Genomic DNA, 25,841 nt, shown 5'->3' with positions numbered 1-25,841 from the left:
ATAGACCCACCCCTAACCCCTCCGGGGAGGGGAATTCGTTAGTGTCTTCCGTGGAAACCATTTTCAAATTTCCACATTTCCAAATCTTTAACAGCACATTAGCACATTAAAAAATCAGCACATTAAACCGCGCCTTCTTTCAGACGTTCGGCGTTTTCGGCTAAGCGAAGTTCGGAGATGAAGTCTTCGATGTTGCCGTCCATTACGTTTGGCAGGTTGTAAACGGTGTAGCCAATGCGGTGATCGGTTACGCGGCCCTGCGGGTAGTTGTAGGTACGGATCTTATCGGAACGGTCGCCGCCGCCTACCATGCTTTTACGCTGGGCTCCTTCGGCTTCGAGTTTCTTGGCAAGCTCTATTTCGTACACCCGCGAACGCAGTACTTTCAGGGCTTTTTCGAAGTTTTTCATCTGCGATTTCTGGTCCTGGCATTGCGCCACAATGCCGGAAGGCAAGTGGGTTAAGCGCACTGCCGAATACGTGGTGTTTACCGACTGACCGCCTGGCCCGGAAGAACAGAAAAGGTCTTTCCGGATGTCGTTCATGTTCAGTTCGATGTCGAATTCTTCCACCTCCGGCAAAACTACCACCGAAGCTACGGAAGTATGGATACGGCCCTGGGTTTCGGTGGCCGGTACGCGCTGTACCCGGTGCACGCCCGATTCGTATTTCATTTTGCCATAAACGTCTTCACCGGAAACCCCGAAAATGATCTCTTTGTAACCTCCGGAAGTACCTTCAGTGGCATCGATAAGTTCGGTTTTCCAGCCCTGCTTTTCCGCAAAACGGTAATACATCCGCTGCAAATCGCCGGCAAAGATCGAAGCCTCGTCGCCCCCGGCGCCGGCCCGGATCTCCACGATAATGTCTTTGCTGTCGTTCGGGTCTTTGGGGATGAGCATTTCTTTGATGGCTTCTTCCATCACCTCGCGCTGCGGCAGCAGTTCGTCGAGCTCTTCCTTGGCCATTTCCCGGAATTCTTCGTCTTTCTCAGTGGCAATTACCTGCTTGGCGTTTTCGATGTTGCCCAGCAGGTTCTGGTATTTTTTGTATTCAATTACGATCTTTTCCAGATCTTTATATTCCTTGTTCAGCGTTTTAAAGCGTTTCAGGTCTGCCATGGCATCGGGCTGGATGAGGAGCTGACTTACTTCTTCAAAACGGTCTTTTATGGCTTCTAATTTATCTAACATTACTCCGGCAATTGTGTTTAAGCTGCAAAGATAGTAAATAGCAGCGGAGAAATTTTATTCCTGTGCCTTTACCCGCGTTAACAACATGAAACCGATCCTTTTTTGTTCGATTTTAATAGCAATTTTCAGTTTTTCCTGTAAACCCAAACCTTTAGACAACCTGAAGGAAGTAGCTTTAACCGTGGAAGAAAACAAAGTGAAGCGCATGAGCCGCCACCAAATAGCCGCCGAAACCCAACGCGTAGCCGATAGCGTTCTAACGGTAATTAAAGCGGAACAGCAGCAGAAACTAACGCAAAACCCGAATGATGTAGCCCTTTGTCTTTTTACCACTGCCGATGCTTATTTTATGTTTCAGAAGAAATACAACGGGCGGCTGCAACAGCTTCAGAGTGCCTCGGAAATAAAGGCGCTGCAGGCGGAAATGGAAAACCTGCGGCAGTACCGCAACGAGCTTTCGGAACCGGCGGGTAACTTTCCTGCTACTTTTCAGACCTTAACCGATAGCCTTTTGTACGTGCGGCCGGTGAAAGCCGAAGAACTGATCTGCGCCCCGGAAAAAAATGATGTTGGGGCTGAACAGCATCTGGGTTATTGGGTTTTCCGGATGCCGAAGCAGAAGCTTATCGAGATTAAGACGGTGAAGGTGAAGCCGAAGCCGGCGAAGGGGCCGAATTGGTAGTTTGTTTTATTGCCATTTCGAACGATAGTGAGAAACCGAAGGTTCGGCGTAGCCAAATCTCATCAGGTTGGTAGTTCTGTTTGCTATTTGTTTGGTTTTGCTTGGTTTTGTTTTTCAAACAAGCTTTAACTCTAAACTCATAACTTTTAACTCTTAACTGACTTTCCCCCTCAAGCCGGGTGGCTTCGTTTCTACGTTCGCGTCTTCTATTCCAACTGGCCTTGCGGCCTGCCTCCGGCACCGTATGAATAGGAGGCCGCGCACGTAGAAACTGGAATCAGTTTCCCTCCGATTAAGCTTTTCTTTTAAATTAGTTTTTGATCGGCTAACGTGGTTTTCAGGGGCGCTGCGCTGGCGATATGCGTGAAATTGATAATGTGATAGGGCACCCACAAGAGGTGCCCCTACCGATAAACCATTGCTTCTTAATTCTGTAAATTCTGATTCTGATTCAGACAATTGTCCTGAAAATCCTTTAATCCTGAAAATCCTGATTCTGATACAGGCAATTTTGATTAGCTAAAACTAGTAGGCTTGCTTACATTTGCATAAAAGCCCCGCTGCAACTTTTATGCAGGGCGGCAGTATGTTTTAGTCCTGAGTTTTAACTTTTAATTGATAGCATTTATGGCTGTACAGCAAGTATCTGATTCCGAATTTGCCGCGCAATTGCAGCAGCACGAAAACGTAGTGGTAAAATATTATGCCGACTGGTGCGGTAACTGCCGTTTGTTTTCGCCGAAGTTCAAGCGCCTTTCCGACAGCGAAGATTTTAAAGGCATTGCTTTTCTGGATGTAAATGCTGAAACCAGCCCGGAGGCGCGCAAAGCGGCCGGCGTGACAAACCTTCCTTTCTTTGCCGTGTTTAAAAATGGGCAACTGGTAGATACCGTGGCGGCCAGCAAGGAAGAAGCCGTTACGGCGCTCATCAACAAATTAAAAAGCTAAGCACATGAAAATTCCGGCAATAAAACACATTGTAGAAAACCACACGCTTCACCAGCTGGTACAGGCAGAAGAAGCGTTGCTTGACGAACGTCCGATCGATTTTGAAATTCCGGGCGACGATGAGGGTGAAAAGCTGACGCATATTTTTGCCGCCATTTTCATCCTGAACCACATGGAAGACCATAAAACTGACTTCACTACCGCTTTGCGCGAGTACACTAAAAAAGTACGTGCTTCGATAAGTTAGTAGCTGGTATCAAGTATCAAGTATTTTGATTAAAGCCGCTTCGGTAATTGCCGGGGCGGCTTTACTTTTTCTTTTGGTTCAGGTACCATTTTTAACTTCGATAAAATAATGGTTGTAACTGTCTGTTGACCTGATTCGCTTTAACTTGAAGTAATTTTGTGGAAAATATTTGATTGTTTGCTAAACAATTTTATCCCTGATCGGTTAAAGCCTTACCTGCAAAACGCTATCTATGAGGCAGGAAAAACCATCTGACACCATGAAAACAGCAGCGGTAATCGGTTCGGGCGTAGCAGGGTTGGCGATGGCCATCCGGCTGGCAAAGCAGCAATTCCGGGTTACCGTTTTTGAGGCGAACGATACGTTTGGCGGCAAAATGACAGAGTTTACGCTCGACGGCTTCCGCTTCGACAAAGGACCTTCGCTTTTTACCATGCCGCATCTGGTAGACGAACTTTTTCATTTAGCCGGTCGGCGGGCTCAGGATTATTTCCGCTACCAGAACCTCGATATTATTACGCATTATTTTTTTGCCGACGGCACCAACCTGAAAGCTTACCGCGATCACGCCAAATTTGAGAAAGAGGTTGAAAAAACCCTAGGCGTTCCGAAGCAAAAAGTAAAGCAATTCTTCAAGCGGAGCGCCAGACTTTACCAAGCTACTTCGGCTACTTTTCTGCATAAATCGCTGCACAAGTTTTCTACGTATTGCAGTACCGATATTCTGAAGGCCATGGGCTCGCTTACTTCCTTGGGGCTAACCCAAACCATGCATCAGGCCAACCAGCAATGTTTTCAGGACCCGCGCTTTGTGCAGCTACTCGACCGTTTTGCTACGTACAACGGTTCCGACCCGTACCAAGCCCCGGCCACGCTTAATATTATCCCGCATTTGGAGCACAACATTGGCGCATTTTACCCGGAAGGCGGTATTTACAGCATTGCCAAAAGCCTGCACAAACTGGCCGGAGAACTTGGCGTAAAATTCCGGTTCCGGGAAAAAGTGGAAGAAATAACGCTAGCCGAAGATCAGAAAAAAGTAAGCGGCCTTCGTACGGCAAAAGCAACCTACAACTTCGATCTGGTGGTAAGCAATATGGATGTGGTGCCTACTTACCGCAAACTGCTGCCCACGCTGCAAGCACCCGAAAAAACGCTGCAGCAACCCCGCTCCAGTTCGGCCCTGATTTATTACTGGGGCATCAACCGCACCTTCCCGGAACTGCACCTGCACAACATCTTTTTCAGTCAGGATTATAAAACCGAATTCGAGCATATTTTCCGGCATAAAACCATTTCCGCCGACCCTACCGTTTACGTGAACATTACTTCCAAACTCACCAAAACCGATGCGCCCGCAAATGCCGAAAACTGGTTTGTAATGGTAAACGTGCCGCACAACGAAGGCCAGGATTGGAACGAACTGGCGCAACAAACCCGGCAACATGTAATTCAGAAACTCAGCCATCGACTGAAAACCGACCTCAGCCAGCACATTGTTTGTGAAAAGGTCTGGGACCCGCGCGGCATCGAAGCCGATACATCTTCGTTTGGCGGCGCTTTGTACGGCAGCAGTTCCAACAATGCGCTGGCGGCTTTTTTGCGGCACCCCAACTTTAAACGCCGCGTAAAAGGCCTGTACTTTTGCGGCGGCAGCGTTCATCCCGGCGGCGGCATTCCTTTGTGTTTGCTTTCGGCCAAAATTGTAAGCGACCTTGTTCAGAATGATTACCGCTAAACCAAATTTCACCCAACTAAGCGCCTTCCTTTTTTCAGATAAAAAGCTACTGTTTTCGGCGGCGGTACTGGTTATTTTTTATGCCGTAGGTTTGTGGGGTTTGCTTTTCAGCGGCGATCCGGAATATTACCAGAACCTGACGCCCATGAACCTGCTGCTGACGGCTTTCCTGCTGTTCCTGAACCATAAAAATTTCGATCTTTCTTTCTGGCTTTTTGGGGTCCTTACGTTTACCGTAGGTTTTCTGGCCGAAGTTTTGGGTGTGCATACAGGTTTGCTTTTCGGGAATTATGCGTACGGCAAGGCGTTAGGTTTTAAGCTTTGGGACGTACCCTTACTGATTGGGCTGAATTGGGTAATTCTGGTTTACTGCATCGGCAGTTTTACGCATAAAATATTCCGGAATAAACTACTGGCTGCTTTGGCGGCAACGGTGCTGATGGTAGCGCTGGACTTTTTAATTGAGCCCGTAGCCATGCAGTACGATTTCTGGAACTGGCAAAATAATACCGTTCCGTTGAAGAATTACCTGGGTTGGTTTGGACTGGCTTTTCTGCTGCAGGTGTTCTTTCAGCACTCCGGAACAAACAAGAATAATCCGCTGGCAGGTTGGGTATTTGCGGTAATGGCGGGCTTCTTTCTTGCATTAAATATGTATTAGTACTTAATTATTCGGGCTTTACTCAATTTATCAGGCATGTACATTCCAAATCTGCAATTTTTAATGTAGTTTTAGGAATAAATTGGCTCGACGCGCATGGACGTTAGAACGGAAATTTTGGAGAAGGCGATTAGCTGGTTTCACCAGAACGGGGTGAAAGATCTGACGGAAAGTAAAATTATCGATCAGCTGAATCTTGACGGCCGTATTTTTACCGAACATTTCCGCGACAAAGAAGATCTAGTACGCCAGGCCGTTGAGTACAACCTGACCGCAACCGACGTTTTTCCGGCCGAAGTGCTGGCCCAGGCGCGGAACCCGGTAGAAGAAATTATCCTGATGTTCAAGTGCTGCGCCGACCACGTAAAAGACGTGCATCCGGGCTTTTTCATTCAGATCCAGTACCTTTATCCTTCGGCCTGGAACACGTACCAGCGCCACCTTCAGATCAATTATTACTACCAGTTCTACGATCTTTTAAACGAAGGCATCCGGCAGAAACTGTTCCGCCACGACATTAACCTGGAAATTGTAACCAAGGTGCTGATCGAGCAATTGAACGTAATGCACAACACGCACCTTTTTCCGAAGCACCGCTACAACATGGGCGAAGTGTTCCGAAGCATCTTCCAGTATTACCTGCAGGGCATTTGCACCGAAAGAGGCAGCCAGATCGCGGAAGCTTTCTTTTCGAACAACACGCTTTAGGCCGCCGGTTATTTCTGCTAAAAATAATTACAGCTTAACCCTGCTTTTTATATTAATCAGGGATTTTACGTAATATTACTGTTCCGTTAGCGGTTCTTCCTGATTATCTTGCGGCAGTTTCACTGCATCTGGTCTTTTTTACAACCCCTGAATAAAAGGCAGGAACACAAACGCAGCTAACCGGTTTGCCTGTAATGGCAGTTCCCGGCGCTCATACAACTTCGGATCTAATACCAAAGGGGAGATTTTATTGAGGCATGACATTTAAAGAAACGATATTAGAAGAGATCCTGGCATTATTTCAACGGGAAGGAATAGAGGCAAATTCGGAAGAAGAACTTCGCAATAAACTCGATATCTCGCAGGCTACTTACAACGAGCTTTTCGCCGGCAAAGAAGACTTGGTGCGGCAAACCGTACTTTTCGATCTGGAACAGCAAAAGGAAAAGCACCAGAAACTCCTCCAGGACGTAAAAAACCCGATAGAAGAAATCCTGATCCTGCTGCAGGACGGTATCCAGAACATGCAGAAAACCAATCCGCAATACGTAGTGGATCTGCAACAGAATTATCCGGCGGCCTGGGGAATTGCCTTAAACCACCTGAACACCTATTCTTACCACGAGGTTTACGATATTCTGAACCGGGGCGTACAGGAAGGCGTTTTCCGGAAGGATCTGAACCTGCAGCTGGTAACCAAAATTATTCTGGAAATGATAACGCTCTTGCTAAACCCCCAGGTTTTCCCGCCCGAACGCTATAACCTGGCCGAAGTTTTCCGGAGCATTTACCTTTACTACATCCGCGGACTCTGCACCGAAAATGGCGCTAAAAACGCGGATGCTTATTTTGCCAAATACAACCTGTAAATAGAAAAGCCCTGCACAAACAGGGCTTTTTTGGTTTAAAACAGTACCGTTTCCGGCCTAAAAACTACACGTTGGTTTCGTGGTTCAGGCTGAATTTTTCGGTCATTTTCCGCTCCAGCATTTGCTGTACTTCCGGTTTCTCGAAGTCGGCCTCGGTTTCTATCAGCTGCATCAGCTTCTTCATGATCTTTTCCTGCTTCCGGCCGTTCTTCAGCGCTTTGGCATAAGGCATATCCGGGGTGAACGTAACCATGGTGTAAAGCGGGATCCATTGCTCCGGGTAACGGGCGTTTATTTTGGCTTCGATCTTTTTCTGCAGCAGGAACCGCGGATCGGCCACTTTGTCGCGCATTTCAATGAAGTTCTCTACCGCCAGGTCGGCAATGGCGTCGGCGTTTGGTTTGCGCACTTTTTCAAACGTTTTGAATATCGTTTCCCAGTCGTTTTCGTGCGCCTCCATCAGTTCGTTCAGCACCGAGCAATCTTCAAAACCGGCGTTCATGCCCTGGCCGTAGAAAGGCACAACGGCGTGGGCGGCATCCCCGATCAGCAATACTTTATCTTCGAAGCTCCACGGAAAGCATTTTACCGTAACCAGCGTGCCGGTCGGGTTGCCGAAATAATCTTCGAGCAAGGTTGGCATTAAGGGTACTGCATCCGGGAAAACTTCCTGGAAGAATTTCATCACGTCGGCTTCCGTTTTCAGGGCGCTGAAAGAATGTTGGCCTTCGTAAGGGAAAAACAGGGTGCAGGTAAAGCTACCGTCCAGGTTTGGCAGCGCGATCATCATGTATTGGCCGCGGGGCCAGATGTGCAGGGCGTTTTTTTCGAGCTGCCAGGTACCGTTTTCGCCGGGCGCAATGGTCAGTTCTTTGTAGCCGTACTCCAGATAGCTTTGCGAATATTGGAAACGCTCGGTTTTCTGCAGCGCCAGCCGGACAGCAGAAAAGGCCCCGTCGGCCCCGAAGATCCGCTCTGACTGCAGGCGGGTATCCTGGCTGGTTTCCGGGTTGTGGAATTCGAGGGTATTGGTTTTCAGGTCGAGGTTGGTAACCTGCTGATTAAAGTGCAGCGAAATATCCGGGTTGGTTTCGGCCAGGTCCATAAGGGCCATGTTCAGGCCGCCGCGCGATACCGAATAAATGGCCTGCCCTTCTTTGCCGTACGGCTGACTGGTTAAATTGCCTTTGGTATCGTGCATTACGCGCTTGTACATCGGGATAGCCACCTTCCGGATGTCTTCGCCAATACCGATGCCTTCAAGCGCGCGCCAGCCGCGGTCGCTGAGGGCCAGATTAATGGAACGGCCGGCGGCAATACTGGCTTTGCGCATGTCGGGACGGCGTTCGTAGATAGCTACTTTATTTCCTTTTTTGGCCAGGTAAAGCCCCAGCAGAGAGCCAACCAGGCCGGCTCCGATAATTGTGGCATTTTGGGGAGATGTATGCATAACTTTCCTCCGGAATAAAAATGACCGGTTCAGAAAGTAAAGGTAAAAAGTTTCGGGTTTTAAGGGCAGTAAAAAGCGAACTAAATTGAATTGGCGCTTCTTTATTTGAAGGCCAGAGCATCAGGGCCTGTCCGGCCAATAGATTTAGCAACGGAAAGCGGATGATCTTTCAGCGGTTTATGCGACACGCCGGCTACGTGAATATCTTCTTTAAGGGCCGGAACCGCGGCATCGGGTAATTGGATCTGGAGGAATAAAATCAGGCTCAGGCTCACCTTAAGCAGGAAGTTTCTTTTCTTTTTTGGGGTCGTTACAATGCGTATCATGGCACTAAATCTTAAACAGGCGGATGGTGAGTATTTTGATTTTACTGATTTGGGCTGCCTTGCTTACTTTCAGTGAAATAAAATTAGAGGATTAAATAGCCAAAAGCACTAAAAATCTTTCATTAATGGTCAAGTGACCATACGGGCAGGTAAAAGCGTAATTTTTGAAGGCAAGTAACATGAAGAACACATGAAGGTCTTTTTTCTGCAGGCAATCCCACCCGTTCCCTGACCACTGGAATACAAACCCTTAGCCTTAGAAATGCTGCATACCGACCTTCTCCTCATTTTCAGCCTCCCTTGTTATTTTTCAGCAGAAACAAGCTCTCGTTTGCGCAATTATTCGCCCCACCCTGAATTTACAACTTCAGCTTTTCAGATCGAAATTCTAACCCTGAAGCTGTTCTTAGGGCTTCCGCTAATGTACTCCGACTTTTCCGGGCTATTGCCTTAGCGTTTAAGGTCTAAGGCCGGTATTTCCTGATTCCAGCACATATTTCCAGATCCCGTTGGCATCCTTCTTCCAGATCGAAACATACGTACCTTCGGTCGTAATGACCTTACCATCGATGTCGAAGGTTTCGAGCAGGTAGGTACCGTAAGTGTAAGCCAGTTCGCCGGAAGCGGCAATCTCGGCATAGGCCGGCGACCAGGTAAGCCGGAGGCCTTCGTCGGAGGTACGGGCCACGTACATGCGGATATTATCGCGCCCGACAATGGGCATACTTTGCGGCCGGAGCAATACGCCGTTTTCAGCTGCATAGGCAATATAGGCGGTATTCAGACCTTTCTCTTCCGACATTCTGGAAAAGTTGCGATCCGCCTGTAAAACGGCTTCGCGTGTGTCGCCGGTGTTGCGGGGACCGGCCAGGCGGGAGCCTGAGGTGCAGGCGCCCGTAAAAAACAGGAGGCAATAAAGCAGAAACAGGGTCGGGTAACGTTTTTTCATAGGGCAGCATTTTTCTGATTTGCAAGCAGTTTGCTATCCAGAAAGTATACTGTTTTTTTGAAAAAAGGTGAACCTTGGCTGGTACCTATAATAACCAGAAGCACTCACGTTCGGCAAAGAATATCATGGAATTTCGAGTAGGCCACAAAGTGAACGAAATGCCAGCAATTCAAGCCATAGCCGGGCTGGTTGGCATAAAGTCTTTTCTCTCGCTCTTTTAACCCTCCCTTAAAGTCTGCTCTTTAATGGAGCCGGAAATCTGTTAACCAGTCGCAAGGCTATTTTACGCCGGCTTCTTTCTCCAGGTGGGCCATAGCAACACCGGCCTGCACTTCTTCGTGCCGGTTACCATAACGCTTCATATCCTGCAGGCAAGCAGCCAGGTTAAAATGTCTGTACAGTTTAAAGAAACCGAACACAATTACAAACCCGAATAAACCGGCAACAAATTCCGGCTTAAACAGAAGGATCTTGTAATTTTTAAAATTCAGAAACCGTAGTACTGCCTCCATGTTCAGCAGGTAAGCTACTGAACCAACCAGGTAAGGCAAATATTCTTTCGTCAGAAAACCGTATGCCGCTAAAAACAGGAGGCCTGCGTGCCAGTACCGCTCATGCATTTGGGTGTTAAAGAAACAAAACAGGATCGGTATCAGCCCGAAGCTCAAGAGAATAACCGGATACTCGGAAAAGTTGAAGTTATTCCCTGTAAAGAAGCTTCGGATAGCCAGTAACAAAACCGGCAGCAAAGCTATAAAAGAAGTTAAACAGAAAAGCAGCAAGCCCCAGTGTTTATAGGTCAGCCCCCAGAAAACCAGGTTATCCGGCATGGCAGAAAGCCAGTCCTCTTTCAGGGTCAGAAACCAGAAGTTATAGGCGCTCATAGAAACCACCGGCGCAAAGTCTACGGAGTTGAAATTAATAGCTATGATCCGGCCCAGATCATTGTGTTCTCCGCCCCAGATAAACGGCGCAAGAAAAACCAATTCAAAAGCAATTCCTGCCAGCAGCGCTATTGCCAGGCGTTTCTTATCGGAGCGAAGCGCCGGCAGCAGCAACAGCAGTAAAGGTGGCAGGAAAATAATAGCCTGCACTTTGGCATTCAGCGCAAGCAGGTAAAAAATAACGCTCAAAACCAGTTTCTTACGCAGGGCCATGGCTACCGCAATCATCACAAAACAGGTAAAAACGCTATCTACCTGCCCCCAGATCAGGGTATTATACAAGTACCCGGCATTAAAAAGCAGTAGCAACGACAAAGCGAACCGCTGGCTGCGCTCTTTTACAAAAGAAACCGCGGCAATGGCACCGACAAAGTCGAAAAAGAGAGGGAATGCCTTAAAAAAGGGCATGTATTGGCTGATATTATCGGAATTCCCGGCCAGGAAAGCGTAAGCAGCCAGAAAGTAATGAAGTAAAGGGTTATAATTATTGTTTTCGAGCTGGTAGATATTGCTCAATCCGAATTCATAGGCATACCGGCACCAGTTGATCCAGAAATTTATATCGTCGGTAAAGCCACCCCGCGGTGCGATGAACACCAGCATGATGAAAAAATAGGCATACAGCCTGGCTTCCCGAAGAACCTCTTTATTGACGGATACTAGTCTTTTAATTTGCTCCACGCCTTTTCCAGCAAAACAAAATACGATTAAACAACCTGTAAATTACACATTCTCCCGCAGAATTTCCGCAAACCGGAACACGTCTTCGAAGGAATTGTAAAGCGGCACCGGGGCTACGCGGATCACGTTCGGTTCGCGCCAGTCAGCAATTACGCCGGCTTTGGTCAGTTTTTCGAATAATCCCCTCCCGTTGTGGGTGGCCACCAAGGAAATCTGGGCGCCGCGGTCTTTCGGGTTGGTTGGGGTGATCATTTCGAAGCTTTGGGTTTTTCCTTCGGAATTGATATTGTTTATGAGGAATTCCAAATACCCGGTCAGTTTTTCGCTTTTCTGGCGCAAGGCTTTCATGCCTACTTCGTCGAAGATCTTTAAGGAAGCATTGTGCACGGCCATGGGCAGGATCTGGGCATTGCTGATCTGCCAGCCGGCCGCGCCCCGCATGGGTTTAAAGCCTTTCTGCATTTTAAAGCGCACCTCTTTGTCGTGGCCCCACCAGCCGGCAAAGCGCGGCAGATCTGCGTTGTCGGCGTGGCGCTCGTGCACGAATACGCCCGAAGTGCCGCCTGGTCCGGAATTCAGGTATTTATAGGTACACCACACGGCAAAATCTACGTTCCAGTCGTGCAGGTGCAGCTCCAAGTTACCGGCAGCGTGCGCCAGGTCAAAACCAACCGTTGCTCCGATTACGTGCCCGGCTTTGGTGATCGTTTCCATATCGAAAGCCTGACCGGTATAGTAATTCACGCCGCCCATCATGATCAGGGCTACCGAACCGGCATTTGCGTTTATTACATTAATAATGTCTTCGGTGCGGAGGGTGTGTTCGCCTTCGCGCGGCGCAATTTCGATTATGGCTTCGTCGGGGATAAAACCGTGAAATTTTACCTGGGTTTCCAGCGCGTACTGGTCGGAAGGGAAAGCGCCGGCTTCGGTAATGATCTTGAAACGCTCTTTGGTTGGCCGGTAGAAGCTCACCATCATCAGGTGCAGGTTTACCGTTAAGGTATTCATAACTACTACTTCCAATGGATTGGCTCCTACTACGCGCGCGGCTTTTTCGGTCAGGAATTCGTGGTAGTGCATCCAGGGGTTACGGCCTTCAAAATGACCTTCCACGCCCAAATTGGCCCAGTCTTCCAGTTCCAGTTCAATGGCGGCTTTGGCAGCTTTCGGCTGCAGGCCGAGCGAGTTGCCGGTGAAATAAACAGCATCGCGGCCGTTTACCTGGGGAAAATAGAATTGTTCGCGGTATTTTCTAAGCGGGTCCTGCTGGTCTTGCGCCTGGGCGTATGAAAGGGTGTTTTCGTAGGTCATTTTAAACATCAAAAAAAATATAAACAAAAGACGACAGCCTGCAAAAATTTAGTTAAATTGCGCACCCTTTTTTCTTTTGTTCTTAAAAACAGGTTTACAGCTGCTAATTTGGGAATTTTTAGGGAGAGGTGCACAGCAAAACTTATAATTCATTTATCAATTATCGTTATGAAGAAAATTTTACTCCTGGTTTTTAATTGCTTTGTTGTTTTTAGCCTCTTTGCCGAAAACGACCCGACGGCGCAAGCCAAAATCGATTCTATTGAATCTACCTTTAAATATCAGCATGGCAAGATAACGCTCCGCAATGGCCTGGCGGCCCTTACCGTTCCTGCCGGCTTTAAATACCTGGATGCAGCCCAGGCAGAATATGTATTAACTGAACTTTGGGGTAACCCAAAAGGGCCGGATATGTCGCTGGGCATGTTGGTGCCGGAAAACCAAGGGATTCTGAGCGAAAATTCATGGGTTTTTAATATTCAGTACGATGAGATCGGATATGTAAAAGATGATGATGCCGATGATATAAACTACGACGATCTGTTGAAAGAACTGCAGGAAGAAACCGAAGCCGGCAACAAAGATAGAACTGAAGCAGGCTACGATCCCATTAGCCTGGTGGGCTGGGCGGCCAAACCTTATTATGATGCCGACCGCAAAATTCTTCACTGGGCCAAAGAGATTAAGTTTGGTACTGCCGAAGAAAATACCCTGAACTATAATATCCGGATCCTGGGCCGCAAAGGAGTTATGGTGCTGAATGCCATTGGTACCATGAACCAGCTGCCGGATGTAAATAAGAACATTGCCAGCGTACTGAATGTGGTAGAATTTGAACAAGGCTCTAAATATTCCGATTTCAACCCGGACCTGGATGAAGTTGCCACCTGGACCATAGGCAGCCTGGTAGCCGGTAAGGTATTAGCCAAAGTTGGGGTCTTTGCGGGCTTGCTTAAGTTCTGGAAAGTAATTGCATTAGCTTTGGTGAGCGGATTTGGTTTTCTGCGCCGGCTCTTTGGCCGTAAGCAGGAAGAAAACCACGAAGTTTCTGCAGAAGAAATGGAAGCAGAAGCGCCGACAGAAATAATTTCTCCAACCCTGAATAATACCGCAAGTGAGCAGCAGGAAACGGCAGCGCTTATGCCGGAAGCCGAATTGCCCGCTGAAGCACCGGAAAAAGTTAACCTATAGCACCTGAATAATATAAGAGCTGGTATTGCTGTTTAAGTGATACCAGCTTTTTCTTTTGAGGTCTTGTCGTTTCTTCCGGCTCTATTCACAGCAAGGTTGCAAAGCAAAGTAACCGAATAAAATAATACCGGCCGGTAAACTTTTACTTTTACAAGTAATCCCGCCTCTATCAGCTTCCTTTCCGAGCCATAATTTTAAGCAGCCCGTAATTCCTGTACCCTAGCCCGGATTACAGTACTGCGACCCTTTCAACTTTAATTAACCCTAAATAAAACCTAAAACATATTATTCCGTATAGCTCCCGATTACCAGCGCCGTTTTTTACCGGCTTGTGCAGATGGAATATTACCGCAATAATTTTAAAACCAGGTTAAAAGATTACCTTTTTCAACGTTACCGCTCACCGCATATCCACGATCTGAGCAGCGACCAATGCTTCGAAGTGCTTACCGTGCTGAGCTTTTTCCTCCAACGAACCCAAAACGAACTGAAACGCCGGGAAATAGAAGCCTACATTTCTGAAGTTAGCCTACAGGTCAGCGACCGAACTTAATTTTCTGGTTTTAGTAGCTTTCCTTCCAGTTTCAATATTGCGCCGTATTTTCCCGACAACAGACCATACACATTCAAAATCGATGGGCTATGGCTATTATGGAGCGTATTACCATTGCCGGAAACTCCGCTTCGGGAAAGTCCACGTTTGCGGAGGCGCTTGGTCCGGCCATGGGCTTACCGCTTATTCACCTCGACCTTTTTCAATTTCAGCCGGGCTGGGAATTAACGCCGGAGCCGGAATTCAATAAACAACACGACCAATGGCTGCAGCAAAACCGCTGGCTTATTGAGGGCGTGGGGCCGTGGCCGGCTTTAAAAAAGCGCTTCGCTGCGGCCGACACCATTATTTACTTCGATTTTCCGGTGGATTATTGTTTAGAAAAAGCGCGGGAACGCCTGGAACTGGATAAGATCTCACCGAATCCGTTTGTGCCGGAAAACTCTCCCTACGTTGCCAAAGCCGAAAAACAGGAAGCAGTAATCAAATTCTTTCACTGGGAATGGCGGCCGAAAATCCTGGCTTTAATGGAAAGTTTGCGCGAAAGCCGCAACCTGCTTGTATTTACCGAACCGGAAATGCTTTCAGAATTCCTGGCGGAAATAAAACTGCCGCCTCCGGATTAAGGAGGCGGCAGTTTTTAGGGCAATTCGGGTACTGTTTTTTACAATTTGGCAGCCGCTTTCGGCAGGTTTTTCAGGAATTTTTCTTTGCCCATATTCAGCCAGTTTAAAGCCGCGCCGCTCAGCATCATTTCTTTTACCGAATCTGAGTAAGGCATCGAATCGATCAGTTTGCCGGGCTCCAGTTCGCCCAACGGGAAAGGATAATCGGTACCCAGCGCGATCTTTTCCGGGCCAACCAGTTTTACCAGCAATTCAAAGGCATCCGGACAATGCACCAGCGAATCGACCCAGAATTTACCCAGGTACTCGCGCGGGTTCACGTTATTGTCTACCGCGCAAAGGTCCGGGCGCACGTTAAAACCATGCTCAATTCTTCCCAGCGAAGCCGCAAATGATCCGCCGCCGTGCGCAAAAGCTACCCGCAGTTTCGGCAGCCGTTCCAGTACGCCGCCAAAGATCATAGAGCAGATCGCTAAGGTAGATTCGGCCGGCATGCCCACGAGCCACGGCAGCCAGTATTTCGGCATTTTTTCTTTGGCCATCATGTCCCAGGGGTGCACAAAAATGGCCGCACCTAATTCTTCTGCCGCCTGAAAGATGGGGAATATTTCCGGGGCGTCGAGGTTCCAGTCGTTTATGTGCGAACCGATCTGCACGCCGGCCATGCCTAATTCTTTTACGCAGCGTTCCAGCTCTTTAATGGCCAGATCGGGCGCCTGCATCGGGATGGTGCCTAAACCCACAAAGCGGTCCGGGTAATCGGCTACGATGCCGGCAATGTGGTCGTTCAGCATCATGGAAAGATCCAGCGCATCGTGGGGTTTGGCCCAGTAGCTAAACATAACCGGCACTGTGGAAAGCACCTGCACGTGTACGCCGTGGTGATTGCACTCTTTCATGCGCACCTGCGGGTCCCAGCAATTATCCTGAATTTCGCGGAAGAATTTATTATCCTGCATCATGCGGGCACAGCACGGCTTGTGGTGTTCCAGCCGGATAAAACCGCCATAGCCATAACGCTCCCTCAGGTTCGGCCAGTTTTCCGGCAGAATGTGCGTATGAATGTCGATGCGAAGCGGTGAATGACCGGGTTCTGAATGATGATGCATTTTGTATTCGATTTTTCGAGGTTCGACTTTTCGATCGTTCGACTTTAATTTAGAATTTTCGATTGTTCGATTGTTCGAATTTCAGACTATTATGGTAACTATTAGAAGTGCTTTTAACGAAGGAGTAATTAGCCTATTAGCAAATTACCCCATTAATCCATTAACAACCCATTAGCACATTAACCCATTAGCAAATTAGCACATTAATCAGCTTTTGGGGGTTGCGGGGGCTCCATTACGGTGCCGCATTTTTTGCAGGTCCGTTTTTCGATGTCGCCGTAAAAGGTTTTCATTACTTCGGGCAGCTGCTTTACAATGTCGGTCATTTCGAAGTACTCTTCGTAGAGCTTGTTGTCGCAGTTTTCGCAGAGCCAGATAAAACCGTCTTTTTCTCCTTCCCTGCGGTAGCGTTCAATAACCAGCCCAACGGTATTGGCTTTGCGTTGCGGCGAGTGAGGCACGCCGCCCGGCAGCAGGAAAATATCGCCTTCTTTAATATCGATGGTGCGCGGTTTTCCGTCTTCAATGATCTTTACCTGAATATCGCCTTCTAACTGGTAGAAGAATTCTTCGCCTTCGTTGTAGTGGTAATCTTTGCGGGAGTTCGGACCGCCAACCACCATTACAATAAAATCTTTATTGTGGTGGTAAACCTGCTGGTTACCCACGGGCGGCTTCAGAAGATGACGGTTCTCGTCGATCCATTTCTTAAAATTAAAAGGTGCTGCTACGGCCATGTCTTTTTAATTTGAAATTAGAAATTCAAAATTAGAAATTGAATTCAAAATATGTCCGGATACCTGCTACCAGTTACCTCAAACCAATCTCCGAAAATACGGAATTTTTGCTGCACTTTCCAAGACAGGCGCCTGATTCAGGTTTTTCTGCAATGCATAAGCATAATTTTACCTAATTTTGGTTCATGAACTTAAGCCTGAAAGATAAATACGCCATTGTGTGCGGCAGCACGCAGGGAATTGGCAAAGCCATAGCTGCCGAGTTAGCCTTACTGGGTGCTACTGTTACCTTAGTGGCCCGCAACGAAGAAAAGCTGCAGCAAACCCTGAAAGAGCTTTCGGTTTCCGAAGGCCAGCAGCACGACTACCTGGTAGCCGATTTCTCGGACCCGAAAAACCTGCAGCAGAAACTCGCTAGCTTTCTAGCCCAGAAAAGTGCCGTTCATATTCTTATAAACAATACGGGCGGTCCGGCCGGCGGCCCGATCATCGATGCTACCTTAGATCAGTTCACCCAAACGTTTGCCAACCATTTGCTTTGCAACCACATTCTGGCGCAGGCTACGGTACCGTTCATGAAAAAAGCCGGTTACGGCCGCATTATCAATATTATTTCTACTTCGGTAAAACAGCCCATTAAAGGCTTGGGCGTGAGTAATACCATTCGCGGCGCGGTTGGAAACTGGGCTAAAACTTTGTCGCTGGAGCTGGCGCAATTTGGCATTACGGTAAATAATGTGCTTCCGGGAGCAACCTTAACCGGCCGTCTGGAATCCATTATCGAAACCAAGGCCGGCAAAACGGGCCACAGCCAGGAAGAAGTTTCCGGCGAAATGATGGCCGAAATTCCGGCCGGGCGCTTCGGCAAACCCGAGGAGGTTGCCGCCGCAGCCGCCTTTTTAGCTACGCCGGCAGCTGCTTATATCAACGGCATAAACGTACCGGTAGATGGCGGCCGGACCGGAAACTTGTAAGATAAAAACCAAAAACTGCTTAATACTGGTTCTGTGAAGTTCGAAACTTTATCTGTAATTATTCCGGTTTACAACGAAGCCCGCACCATTCATCAGATCCTGGATGAACTGCAAAAGGTGAACCTGGTAAATAATATTCAAAAGGAAGTTATTCTGGTAGATGATTTTTCGAACGACGCCTCCAGTGTTGCCATTGAACAGTATATAGCCAACCACCCGGAATTCCCCCTCATTTTATTAAAACACGACAGGAATAAAGGCAAAGGCGCGGCGCTCCGGACCGGGATCCAACATGCTTCCGGCGATTATGTAATTATCCAGGATGCGGATCTGGAATACGACCCGGAAGAATATAATGTATTGCTAAAACCCATTGTAAAAGGTTTTGCCGATGTGGTTTACGGCTCCCGTTTTATGGGCGGCAAACCCCACCGGATCCTGTTCTTCTGGCATTCCATCGGCAACAAATTCCTGACCTTTCTCAGCAACATGTTCACCGACCTGAATTTAACGGATATGGAAACCTGCTACAAGCTTTTCCGCCGGGATATTATTCAAAACCTGAACCTGGTAGAAAACCGTTTCGGCTTCGAGCCCGAGGTAACGGCTAAGATCTCCCGCATTCCTAAGATCAGGATCTATGAAGTAGGCATTTCCTATTACGGCCGGACCTATGAAGAAGGCAAAAAAATTGGCTGGCGCGACGGCTTCCGGGCCATTTACTGCATTCTGAAATATGGTTTGTTTAAAGCGAAATAAGCTCGTAAAACCCTATGTATTCCATTAAAAAAGTCCGGCCTCAACGCCTGACTTTTTTGGTTTAAATTTCTATATCTTTACTTCTTATCTTTCAATTGAAGCCTGGAACGCCGGCTCCTCGTTTCATTCATTTTTCAGCGCTCAGCCACAATTAAGGATTGGAGCGTCCCTGCGGGAAAGTGCCGGCGTTACAGTTGCTACTGGCAATGCCCCGCGAAAGCCGGTTCGACCGAATGGGAAATTCTCCGTTTTTCAAAATGTGAAATAACTAAAAAGCGGTACCGACCATAAAATTGTATTCCCGAAAAGGCACAGCCGCCAAGCCGATAAAAAGCAGAAAATAAAGACGCCCGATCAGGAAATAAATGTGCGGCATGCCAGAAAACTTCGTTGCAGCATGTTCGCTATAATTCCCAGCGGCAAAGTGCGTATTCGTCGGTTTCGGCCCACCTTTTGCATCCTGTATTGGGCTATTACTTTTGGCCCGTAATTAAAACCGATTTTGCGGGCTCTAAGGTCAGATTATTGCCGTAGGTACTGCGGCCATCGTAAAAGGTTTTGTTCAGCAGCACCAGCACCGGCTTTTTACCGAGCTTATGCTTTAACTCCGCTGAAATTCCCGCTTCGGTAAAAATAGAGAAAAGTAATTCGGCGTGCACAGGCGGCGAACGAGACATTTTATTGCTCATTAAAGGAAGGCCGCTTACGAGGGAAAAACGCATGGTTTCGTTGCCAAAATTATCTTCCGGATCAATCGTCAGATTATAACTTTCAGACCCCACGTGGTAATACGGAACCGGCAAAACAGCCTGGTACTGCGCAACATCTATCCCCTGAAGCAAAGCCTTTGATTGCTTTACAACCGGTTCCGCAGTCAGATTATTCTCTTTAATTACGTTTTTACGAATATGGTTAATGGTATCTTTGGTATCCAGGGCTGCCAGCACCAGCAGCAGGCCAGCCAGGTAAACTACCCAGTTACGCTGGTACTTTCGCAGCAAATAGCTTAGCCGCAAACCGTGGCTAAATTTATAAACCAGAAAAAGATCCAGCTGAAGCGCCCCAGGCACCGGAATTGGGTAACCATATCGGTTATCTTGTGCAGGTAAAAAAAGCCCCTTAAGTAGTTATTGAATACATATTCCCGGTTACTGAAATAATATTCTTCGCCTATTGCAATCAGCACCGAAGCTACGGTTGCCAGCCCGAAAAAGGCAAAGAAGTAATTGGCAGCAATAATTCCACGGGGCTTCAGTAACGGCCGGTTGTTTTTATTGAACAAATAAAGTAGCAACCAAAGCACCATACCAAATAAAGGGAAAGGGCCTAAAAAGGCATAAGATTCATAAGGAATGTTTTTTGTTGACTGAAACAGGAAGTCGATTTTATTATGATTATAAGGCGTAAAAAGTGCCGGCAAGGTCAGCTTCCATTCGTCCCAGCCGTAGCCCTCCGCACCGGCACGCCGCAACGCGTAAAACCTGTCTACCAGCCGGGTAATGCCAAAATGTTAGCACCAGGGGCAACACAAGGGTTAAAACCGGCAAAACCCAGCGCCGCAGCTTAAATTTATGCTGCCATAATTCCTGAACCAGCCCAAAAAAAAGAAAAACCCGATAAAAGCGGCCCCAAGCAGTAAGTAATACATATGCAGAAAGGCGGCCAGCACCAGCACCCCGATTATCAACAGGCTCCACCGGAGCGCCGTTTTTCCAGAATAGCTGGCCTCCTGCATGCGCAGCAAACCGTAAAGCACCGCCAGCAATACCACGATAAACTCAGGTTGAAATGCCCTACCTGCAGCCGCAACACCTGCGGATTGAGCCACGGCAGCGCCACGGCAAAAAAGCCAGACAGCCAAAGTTGCGGCACAAACCGCTGCAGAATTTTAAAAACCAGCAAGGTAGACAAGAGCATTCCCCCGCTCAGAAACAAATGGAACAACTGAATACTGTGCCCGCTCAGATCGATTACATAATGGGAGAATAATTTTAGCACTCCCTGCTCAAAAGGCTGTTGCAAATAAGCCTGCAGGGCGAAATTGCACTTAAAGCTGTCGAATTGATTAGCAGAGAGATGCGCATCCGGGCTGAAATACTGGCCTTAAAGGTATAAAGCAAAAGCAGCGCCTGAACCAGGAGTGCCAACCCTAATGAAGGTGAATGGCGGCTACGGGGATTACCTGCCTTAAAAAGCACCGAAACTGATTGAACATTGTAAAAGATTTTCGGACTACAGTATACTCCGGGAAAAACCCCGATCAGCTTAATCCTTCTGCAGTAATAAGGACAAAACTCTAGTTATCCCACCATCCGGCAGTATTTGGCCTTTCTTAAGTTCTGCCTTCCTGCGTAAGGTACAGCTTAAATCTTCCCGCCTTGTTCCTGTAGAAGTTATCCGTGCATTTCCTGCAGAGTTTAGTTTTTGTGCTATCTTTGCAGTAATTTAATTTTTTGCTTTTTCTTGCCGGAATGCCTGCTACCGCTTTAGACATTGTTCTTCCTTGTTTTAATCCAATACCCAACTGGGCGCAGAACTTGGTTCAGAACATGGCCCGTTTAAACCAGCTTTTACCTGGCATAAGCCTGCATCTTTATCTGGTAAACGATGGCTCCAGCAGAGGAGTAAGTGAGCAGGACCTGCTTCTGCTCCAGCAACACATACCGCATTTCAATTACATTCACTACCCGGAGAATGCCGGCAAGGGACATGCGCTGCGCGAAGGCGTGCAGCAAACCAAACACGAATTCGTTATTTATACCGATATCGATTTCCCCTACACCGAAGAAAGCTTTCTGAAAGTTTACGAAGCTTTACGCGCCAACGAGGCCGACATTGTAGTGGGTATCCGCGATGAGGAGTATTATGCCAGCGTGCCGCCAACCCGGGTAAAAATTTCCAAAACGCTACGGTTCTTTGCTAAAAAAATGCTTGCGCTCCCGGTAAACGATACCCAGGCCGGCCTGAAAGGCTTTAACAGCAAAGGGCGCAAAGTATTCCTGGAAACCACCATAGACCGGTATCTTTTCGATCTGGAATTTTTGTTCGAGGCTAACAAAAAAAGACACCTGCGCATAAAGGGATTGAAGGTTACCTTAAAGCCCGGAATTGTTTTCTCTAAGATGAATTCCAAAATCTTAATGACTGAGGGCTATAGTTTTGCCAAGATATTTATGAAGCGGTTTATTTAAGCTGGCTCTCAGATTTTACTTATTCCAGCCTACCGTTTTTCCATGAAATTTACTAACCTTGAAGCATTTGCCGAAAAAAACCAGCGCCTGCTCTTAACCACCGTGCTGGCAGTTTTTGGGCTCTGTTTCTCGCTGCTTTCGCTGGGCAATCATTACTTTTTCCGCACGTACGCCTACGATCTGGGGCTGTTTAACAATGCGCTTTACGATTACGCCCATTTTCGCTGGAACGACAATACGGTAAAGCTTTACCAGAATATTCTCAGCGATCATTTTACCCTGCTCCACATCCCGTTTGCGATCTTCTATCGGCTCTTTGGCTCTTACACCCTCCTGATTTTTCAGATTGCCGCTATTTTAATCGGAGCCTTGGGTGCATACCGGTTCCACCTGCTAAAATTTGGCCGGCCATTATTGAGCCTTATCCTGCTGCTGCATTTCCTGCTGATGTGGGGCATTTACTCGGCCCTGGCTTACGATTACCACGACAATATTATTGCCGCCATGATGGTACCCTGGTTTTTCCTTTACTTTCACCGGCAAAAATGGTTTAAAGCAACCTTGCTCTTCAGCATTATCCTGCTCAGCAAAGAGAACATGGCATTGTGGGCAGTTTTTCTTAGCCTGGGCCTGGCCGTAATTTATTTCCGCAGCCGCCCGCAACTGAAATCTGCCCTGGTATATGCCCTGTCTGCAGCCCTTTATTTTATTGTAGTGGTTAAGTTTATCGTACCCGCCCTGGCCGTTGGAGACCGCAGCTACGACTACGTGAACAAGTATGCCGTGCTGGGCAACAGCTTCTCCGGAATCATTACCAATTCGCTTACCAATCCGTGGCAGGTCCTGAAGCTGCTGTTCGTAAACCATACGCCGGAACCGGCAAACGATTGGGTAAAAACCGAGCTGCACGCCATGATACTGGCTTCCGGCGGTTGGTCGCTGCTGTTGCAGCCGGCCTACCTGCTCATGCTTATACCGATCTACGCCCAGAAATTGTTCAGCAATCACGCCCTTGCCTGGGGTATTAATTACCAATATTCCATTGAATACGTTCCGGTTATAAACTTTGCCCTGGCTGCCACCCTAAGCTGGGTTTCAGCTTCACGCCGGCTTCTGCTGGCTTTGCTGGTACTCTTTACAACCGGCTGGGCCACGTTCCGCAGTTTCGAAACGCGCATTGCCCCCGGGCTCGATAAAGCAGCCATCCAGTTTTACAAGAAAAAGCATTACCGCCGGTTCTTTAACGTAGAAAAAGCCTACCAGGCATTAAAATTAATTCCGGCCGGGGCACCGGTAAGCGCCTCGCCGGTTTTTGTGCCACACCTGGCCAACCGCGATTACGTTTTCGAACTGCCGGTGGTAGGCAATGCTGCCTATGTTGTTTACCTGCAGAACGAATACCCGGAAAAAATTACCGACAAGGCCGAATTAAGTTTGCTGCACCGGGTAAACCAGCTCCTGCGCTCACCTGACTGGGAACCGATCTATAAGGAGGGTTTCATCCTTATTCTTCGGCGCAAACCCAATACGCCTGCCGAAGAGTCGGTAATTTTCAAATAACATTTAAAAAAACGGTAGCTTTCGCTCCGAAAAAACCACAGTAACAGGTAATTTAGCACTTGCAACGGCGGGCGAAGCATTCCCCCGTGCCTTACTATTTTTAATGAAAAACCGGAAAGCTCTCCTTCTTCTTATTCCAGCAACGCTCCTGCTCCTTTACTTTTTATTCGGGAATATATTGCTGCATCCTGGCCAGTACCTGTTCGGCGATATTGAAGATGGAACGAAGAATTACTACACGGCAGCCTATTTTATTAAATACGACCAGGGAGTTTGGTTTACCGGCATGAACTACCCCTTTGGCGAACATATAACCTACACCGATAACCAGCCCCTGTTCTCGGTGCTCCTCAACTTCATTGAACGGCACATTACTCCGGTTTCAGGACATACCATAGCCATTTTCAATAACCTGATGCTCTGGGGCATGGTAGCCTGCGCGTTCTTTCTTTATCTTATTCTTACGGAACTAAAGCTGCCACCTTGGTATGCCCTGGCCATTGCCATCATCATTGCTTTTTTGTCGCCCCAGCTTTTCCGGATCCGGGCGCATTATGCTTTAGGCTATACATTTATTATTCCCATGGCCTGGTACCTGATCCTGAAGATCTTCCGCCAGCCGCGGAAAATAAAATGGTACCTGATCTATGCCCTGGCCGGCCTGCTCGTTACCCTGATCCACCCGTATTACGCCCTGATAAACCTGTTGCTTTTGCTTTCCTACGTGCTGGTATATTACCTGCAGGAAAAGAAAAAACAAAAACTGAATTACAGGCTTCTTATCGGGATCGTTACTGCGGTACTGGTTCCGCTGCTCTTTTTTCAGGTTTACATGCACCTGACCGACCCGGTAACCGACCGACCCGATACCCCTTACGGCTTTACAGCTTACCGCACCAGTTTTAAAGCGCTTTTCTTTCCGTTAGAAGCTCCCTTATTAAAGTACTGGCAGGCTGTTTTCGGCTCGAAGGAAGTTATCTGGGAAGGGTATGCTTATGTGGGCCAGACGGCGTTTATTGTGTTGTTGCTTACTCTGGCAAAGTTCTTTAAGTATGCCCGGCGCAAACGCTGGAAGCTCATTTTCCGGCCGGTTCTGCCGGCCCCCTTGCGCGTTGGCCTGTGGGCTTCGGTGCTGGTACTGCTTTTTGCCCTGGCAATTCCCATTAAATGGGGGCTGCAGGGAGCGCTCGATCTCATTCCTCCCCTGAAGCAGTTCCGTTCCATCGGCCGTTTTGCCTGGATCTTTTACTACATCTTTTCGGTTTACACCGCTTATTACCTCTATCAGGTTTTCCGTAATCTGCGATTCCGTCAGAAGCCGGGCCTGGCTTTTACTTTTACCGGCATACTGGTAGCGTTCTGGGCTTTCGAAGGGCTGAACAACACTTATCAGAAAGCCCTTTCTATAAAAAAACTGAAGGTAGCCGAAGCGTTTATGGGTGAACAAGGGAATTATACGGCTTTATTGAACAGCCTGAACCTGCCTGCTGCCAACTTCCAGGCAATTTTGCCTTTGCCCTATTTTAACGTAGGCTCCGAAAAAGTTTCCATTTTCCGCAATGCCGAAGTAGCAAACGAGGCAATGAAAGCTTCCCTGAATACCGGTTTGCCCATTACCACAGTTTTACTTTCCCGCACTTCCGTAAGCCAGTCGCTCATGCAGTTGCAGCTTCTGAGCAGTCCTTTTATTCCTAAAACCATTCTGCCGAAGTATGCTTCCCGAAAACCGTTACTACTCATGGTAACGCCGGATTCGCTTCTGCCGGCCGAAGCCGCTTTGGTGAAAAAAGCCCGCTTTATTACGCAAAAGGAAAGAATAGCCCTTTACCAGCTCCCGCTTGACAGCCTGCAGGCGGCAGCTAACACCATCCCTCCGTTGCTGGATGGGCTTCAGAAGAAAGGTAACTATTATGTTTCCAACCAGAACGGGGCAATAATCCGCAGGGCTTTTACAGATGGGGAGCAGCAGGAAGGCCTGTACCAGACAGGTACACTGGCGCTTGATCAAAAGAAAACCATAATAATCGACACCCTTATAAACCTACCAGCAAGCCAGGCTTATGAACTAACGGCGTGGGCCTATGCCATGGCGAAGAACCTGCCGACACTTACCGTAACCCTTACCAATCCTGACGGCACGCTTATTCAGGAAAGTGAAATGCGGTTTACCAGTACCGAAACCATGAACAACTGGCTTATGGGCGAGCATACGTTCAAAGTTCCGGCCGGGCGCACACAATTACGCATTACGTCTAAAAGCCGGCAGGCTCTGGTAGACGACATACTCGTGCGCCCCTTAAACACCGACGTTTATTTTTACGGTTTTCCGAAATCAATTCTGATAAAGAACAACCGGCCTGCCTCTTATTAGCTGAGGTTACACAACTTAGTGGAGCTTCAATCTATTGCCGTAGTTAGACCCAGCCTGCAG

26 protein-coding genes are annotated in these 25,841 nt (G+C 47.9%); 16 read left to right on the top strand and 10 right to left on the bottom strand.

The features are described 5' to 3' along the window. Positions 1 to 122: 122 nt before the first annotated feature. Positions 123 to 1,193, bottom strand: a complete 1,071-nt coding sequence (prfA, locus tag F0P94_RS13940; RefSeq protein ID WP_150904504.1) for a peptide chain release factor 1 — start codon at positions 1,191 to 1,193, stop codon at positions 123 to 125. An 85-nt stretch (positions 1,194 to 1,278) separates the two neighbouring features. On the opposite strand from prfA, the gene F0P94_RS13935 reads away from it, so the two are divergent. The 7 genes from F0P94_RS13935 to F0P94_RS13905 all read left to right on the top strand — a co-directional run bounded on the left by F0P94_RS13935 (position 1,279) and on the right by F0P94_RS13905 (position 7,046). Further along, positions 1,279 to 1,875, top strand: a complete 597-nt coding sequence (locus F0P94_RS13935) for a hypothetical protein (protein ID WP_150904503.1) — start codon at positions 1,279 to 1,281, stop codon at positions 1,873 to 1,875. 627 nt (positions 1,876 to 2,502) lie between these two features. Further along, positions 2,503 to 2,823, top strand: coding sequence for a thioredoxin family protein (locus tag F0P94_RS13930; RefSeq protein WP_150904502.1), 321 nt, complete (start codon positions 2,503 to 2,505; stop codon positions 2,821 to 2,823). Between the two features lie 4 nt (positions 2,824 to 2,827). Continuing rightward, positions 2,828 to 3,070 carry a DUF6952 family protein gene (locus F0P94_RS13925; RefSeq protein ID WP_150904501.1) on the top strand — a complete coding sequence of 81 codons (243 nt, stop codon included), beginning with the start codon at positions 2,828 to 2,830 and terminating at the stop codon, positions 3,068 to 3,070. Between the two features lie 259 nt (positions 3,071 to 3,329). Further along, positions 3,330 to 4,808 (top strand): 1-hydroxycarotenoid 3,4-desaturase CrtD, encoded by a 1,479-nt coding sequence (gene crtD, locus F0P94_RS13920; protein ID WP_150904500.1) that lies wholly within the window; start codon positions 3,330 to 3,332, stop codon positions 4,806 to 4,808. Beyond that, positions 4,795 to 5,469 (top strand): carotenoid biosynthesis protein, encoded by a 675-nt coding sequence (locus F0P94_RS13915; protein WP_150904499.1) that lies wholly within the window; start codon positions 4,795 to 4,797, stop codon positions 5,467 to 5,469. The genes crtD and F0P94_RS13915 overlap by 14 nt, the downstream gene beginning before the upstream one ends. Positions 5,470 to 5,565: 96 nt before the next feature. Continuing rightward, positions 5,566 to 6,177: a TetR/AcrR family transcriptional regulator gene (locus F0P94_RS13910; protein ID WP_150904498.1), complete on the top strand. Its 612-nt coding sequence runs from the start codon at positions 5,566 to 5,568 to the stop codon at positions 6,175 to 6,177. Between the two features lie 257 nt (positions 6,178 to 6,434). Next, positions 6,435 to 7,046, top strand: a complete 612-nt coding sequence (locus tag F0P94_RS13905) for a TetR/AcrR family transcriptional regulator (RefSeq protein ID WP_150904497.1) — start codon at positions 6,435 to 6,437, stop codon at positions 7,044 to 7,046. A 64-nt stretch (positions 7,047 to 7,110) separates the two neighbouring features. On the opposite strand, the gene F0P94_RS13900 is transcribed toward F0P94_RS13905, so the two are convergent. From F0P94_RS13900 to kynU, 5 genes are all read right to left on the bottom strand, one after another. Continuing rightward, positions 7,111 to 8,496, bottom strand: a complete 1,386-nt coding sequence (locus F0P94_RS13900; RefSeq protein ID WP_150904496.1) for an FAD-dependent oxidoreductase — start codon at positions 8,494 to 8,496, stop codon at positions 7,111 to 7,113. Between the two features lie 101 nt (positions 8,497 to 8,597). Then, entirely contained in the window at positions 8,598 to 8,822 is a 225-nt protein-coding gene (locus tag F0P94_RS13895; protein ID WP_150904495.1) for a hypothetical protein, read from the bottom strand. Positions 8,823 to 9,279: 457 nt separating this feature from the next. Continuing rightward, the gene (locus F0P94_RS13890; protein WP_150904494.1) at positions 9,280 to 9,771 is read right to left on the bottom strand and encodes a YybH family protein; all 492 of its coding nucleotides are present in this window, start codon (positions 9,769 to 9,771) and stop codon (positions 9,280 to 9,282) included. 278 nt (positions 9,772 to 10,049) lie between these two features. Next, the gene (locus F0P94_RS13885) at positions 10,050 to 11,318 is read right to left on the bottom strand and encodes a hypothetical protein (protein WP_150904493.1); all 1,269 of its coding nucleotides are present in this window, start codon (positions 11,316 to 11,318) and stop codon (positions 10,050 to 10,052) included. Between the two features lie 120 nt (positions 11,319 to 11,438). Beyond that, on the bottom strand, positions 11,439 to 12,710 hold the full coding sequence (gene kynU / locus F0P94_RS13880; protein WP_150904492.1) for a kynureninase: 1,272 nt from the start codon (positions 12,708 to 12,710) through the stop codon (positions 11,439 to 11,441). A 168-nt stretch (positions 12,711 to 12,878) separates the two neighbouring features. Between kynU and F0P94_RS13875 the strand changes: the two genes are divergently transcribed. The 3 genes from F0P94_RS13875 to F0P94_RS13865 all read left to right on the top strand — a co-directional run bounded on the left by F0P94_RS13875 (position 12,879) and on the right by F0P94_RS13865 (position 15,080). Beyond that, entirely contained in the window at positions 12,879 to 13,901 is a 1,023-nt protein-coding gene (locus tag F0P94_RS13875) for a DUF2167 domain-containing protein (protein ID WP_150904491.1), read from the top strand. Positions 13,902 to 14,238: 337 nt separating this feature from the next. Next, positions 14,239 to 14,454, top strand: coding sequence for a hypothetical protein (locus tag F0P94_RS13870; RefSeq protein WP_150904490.1), 216 nt, complete (start codon positions 14,239 to 14,241; stop codon positions 14,452 to 14,454). An 89-nt stretch (positions 14,455 to 14,543) separates the two neighbouring features. Continuing rightward, positions 14,544 to 15,080, top strand: coding sequence for a P-loop NTPase family protein (locus F0P94_RS13865; protein ID WP_150904489.1), 537 nt, complete (start codon positions 14,544 to 14,546; stop codon positions 15,078 to 15,080). A gap of 38 nt (positions 15,081 to 15,118) precedes the next feature. Here F0P94_RS13865 and F0P94_RS13860 read toward each other — a convergent pair whose 3' ends face one another. After that, entirely contained in the window at positions 15,119 to 16,189 is a 1,071-nt protein-coding gene (locus F0P94_RS13860) for an amidohydrolase family protein (RefSeq protein WP_150904488.1), read from the bottom strand. Positions 16,190 to 16,392: 203 nt separating this feature from the next. Beyond that, positions 16,393 to 16,926, bottom strand: coding sequence for a 3-hydroxyanthranilate 3,4-dioxygenase (locus F0P94_RS13855; protein WP_150904487.1), 534 nt, complete (start codon positions 16,924 to 16,926; stop codon positions 16,393 to 16,395). A 185-nt stretch (positions 16,927 to 17,111) separates the two neighbouring features. Here F0P94_RS13855 and F0P94_RS13850 point away from each other — a divergent pair, with 185 nt between their 5' ends. Beyond that, positions 17,112 to 17,900 (top strand): SDR family oxidoreductase, encoded by a 789-nt coding sequence (locus F0P94_RS13850; protein ID WP_150904486.1) that lies wholly within the window; start codon positions 17,112 to 17,114, stop codon positions 17,898 to 17,900. Positions 17,901 to 17,933: 33 nt separating this feature from the next. Further along, on the top strand, positions 17,934 to 18,659 hold the full coding sequence (locus F0P94_RS13845; protein WP_150904485.1) for a glycosyltransferase family 2 protein: 726 nt from the start codon (positions 17,934 to 17,936) through the stop codon (positions 18,657 to 18,659). Positions 18,660 to 19,132: 473 nt separating this feature from the next. Here the strand turns inward: F0P94_RS13845 and F0P94_RS13840 are convergent, their stop codons facing one another. Further along, positions 19,133 to 19,660: a hypothetical protein gene (locus F0P94_RS13840; RefSeq protein WP_150904484.1), complete on the bottom strand. Its 528-nt coding sequence runs from the start codon at positions 19,658 to 19,660 to the stop codon at positions 19,133 to 19,135. Positions 19,661 to 19,665: 5 nt separating this feature from the next. Continuing rightward, positions 19,666 to 20,130: a hypothetical protein gene (locus F0P94_RS13835; RefSeq protein WP_150904483.1), complete on the bottom strand. Its 465-nt coding sequence runs from the start codon at positions 20,128 to 20,130 to the stop codon at positions 19,666 to 19,668. A 177-nt stretch (positions 20,131 to 20,307) separates the two neighbouring features. Between F0P94_RS13835 and F0P94_RS13830 the strand changes: the two genes are divergently transcribed. The 4 genes from F0P94_RS13830 to F0P94_RS13815 all read left to right on the top strand — a co-directional run bounded on the left by F0P94_RS13830 (position 20,308) and on the right by F0P94_RS13815 (position 25,781). Beyond that, positions 20,308 to 20,607 (top strand): hypothetical protein, encoded by a 300-nt coding sequence (locus F0P94_RS13830; RefSeq protein ID WP_150904482.1) that lies wholly within the window; start codon positions 20,308 to 20,310, stop codon positions 20,605 to 20,607. Between the two features lie 523 nt (positions 20,608 to 21,130). Next, positions 21,131 to 21,850, top strand: coding sequence for a glycosyltransferase family 2 protein (locus F0P94_RS13825; protein WP_191907048.1), 720 nt, complete (start codon positions 21,131 to 21,133; stop codon positions 21,848 to 21,850). Positions 21,851 to 21,892: 42 nt separating this feature from the next. Next, positions 21,893 to 23,410, top strand: a complete 1,518-nt coding sequence (locus F0P94_RS13820; RefSeq protein ID WP_150904480.1) for a DUF2079 domain-containing protein — start codon at positions 21,893 to 21,895, stop codon at positions 23,408 to 23,410. A 103-nt stretch (positions 23,411 to 23,513) separates the two neighbouring features. Beyond that, positions 23,514 to 25,781 (top strand): hypothetical protein, encoded by a 2,268-nt coding sequence (locus F0P94_RS13815; RefSeq protein ID WP_150904479.1) that lies wholly within the window; start codon positions 23,514 to 23,516, stop codon positions 25,779 to 25,781. Positions 25,782 to 25,841 lie beyond the last annotated feature (60 nt).

This window comes from Adhaeribacter soli, assembly GCF_008727925.1.
Taxonomy (GTDB): domain Bacteria; phylum Bacteroidota; class Bacteroidia; order Cytophagales; family Hymenobacteraceae; genus Adhaeribacter_A; species Adhaeribacter_A soli.
The sequence above is the reverse complement of the archived record's forward strand: the minus strand, read 5'-3'. Positions and strand labels throughout refer to the sequence as shown.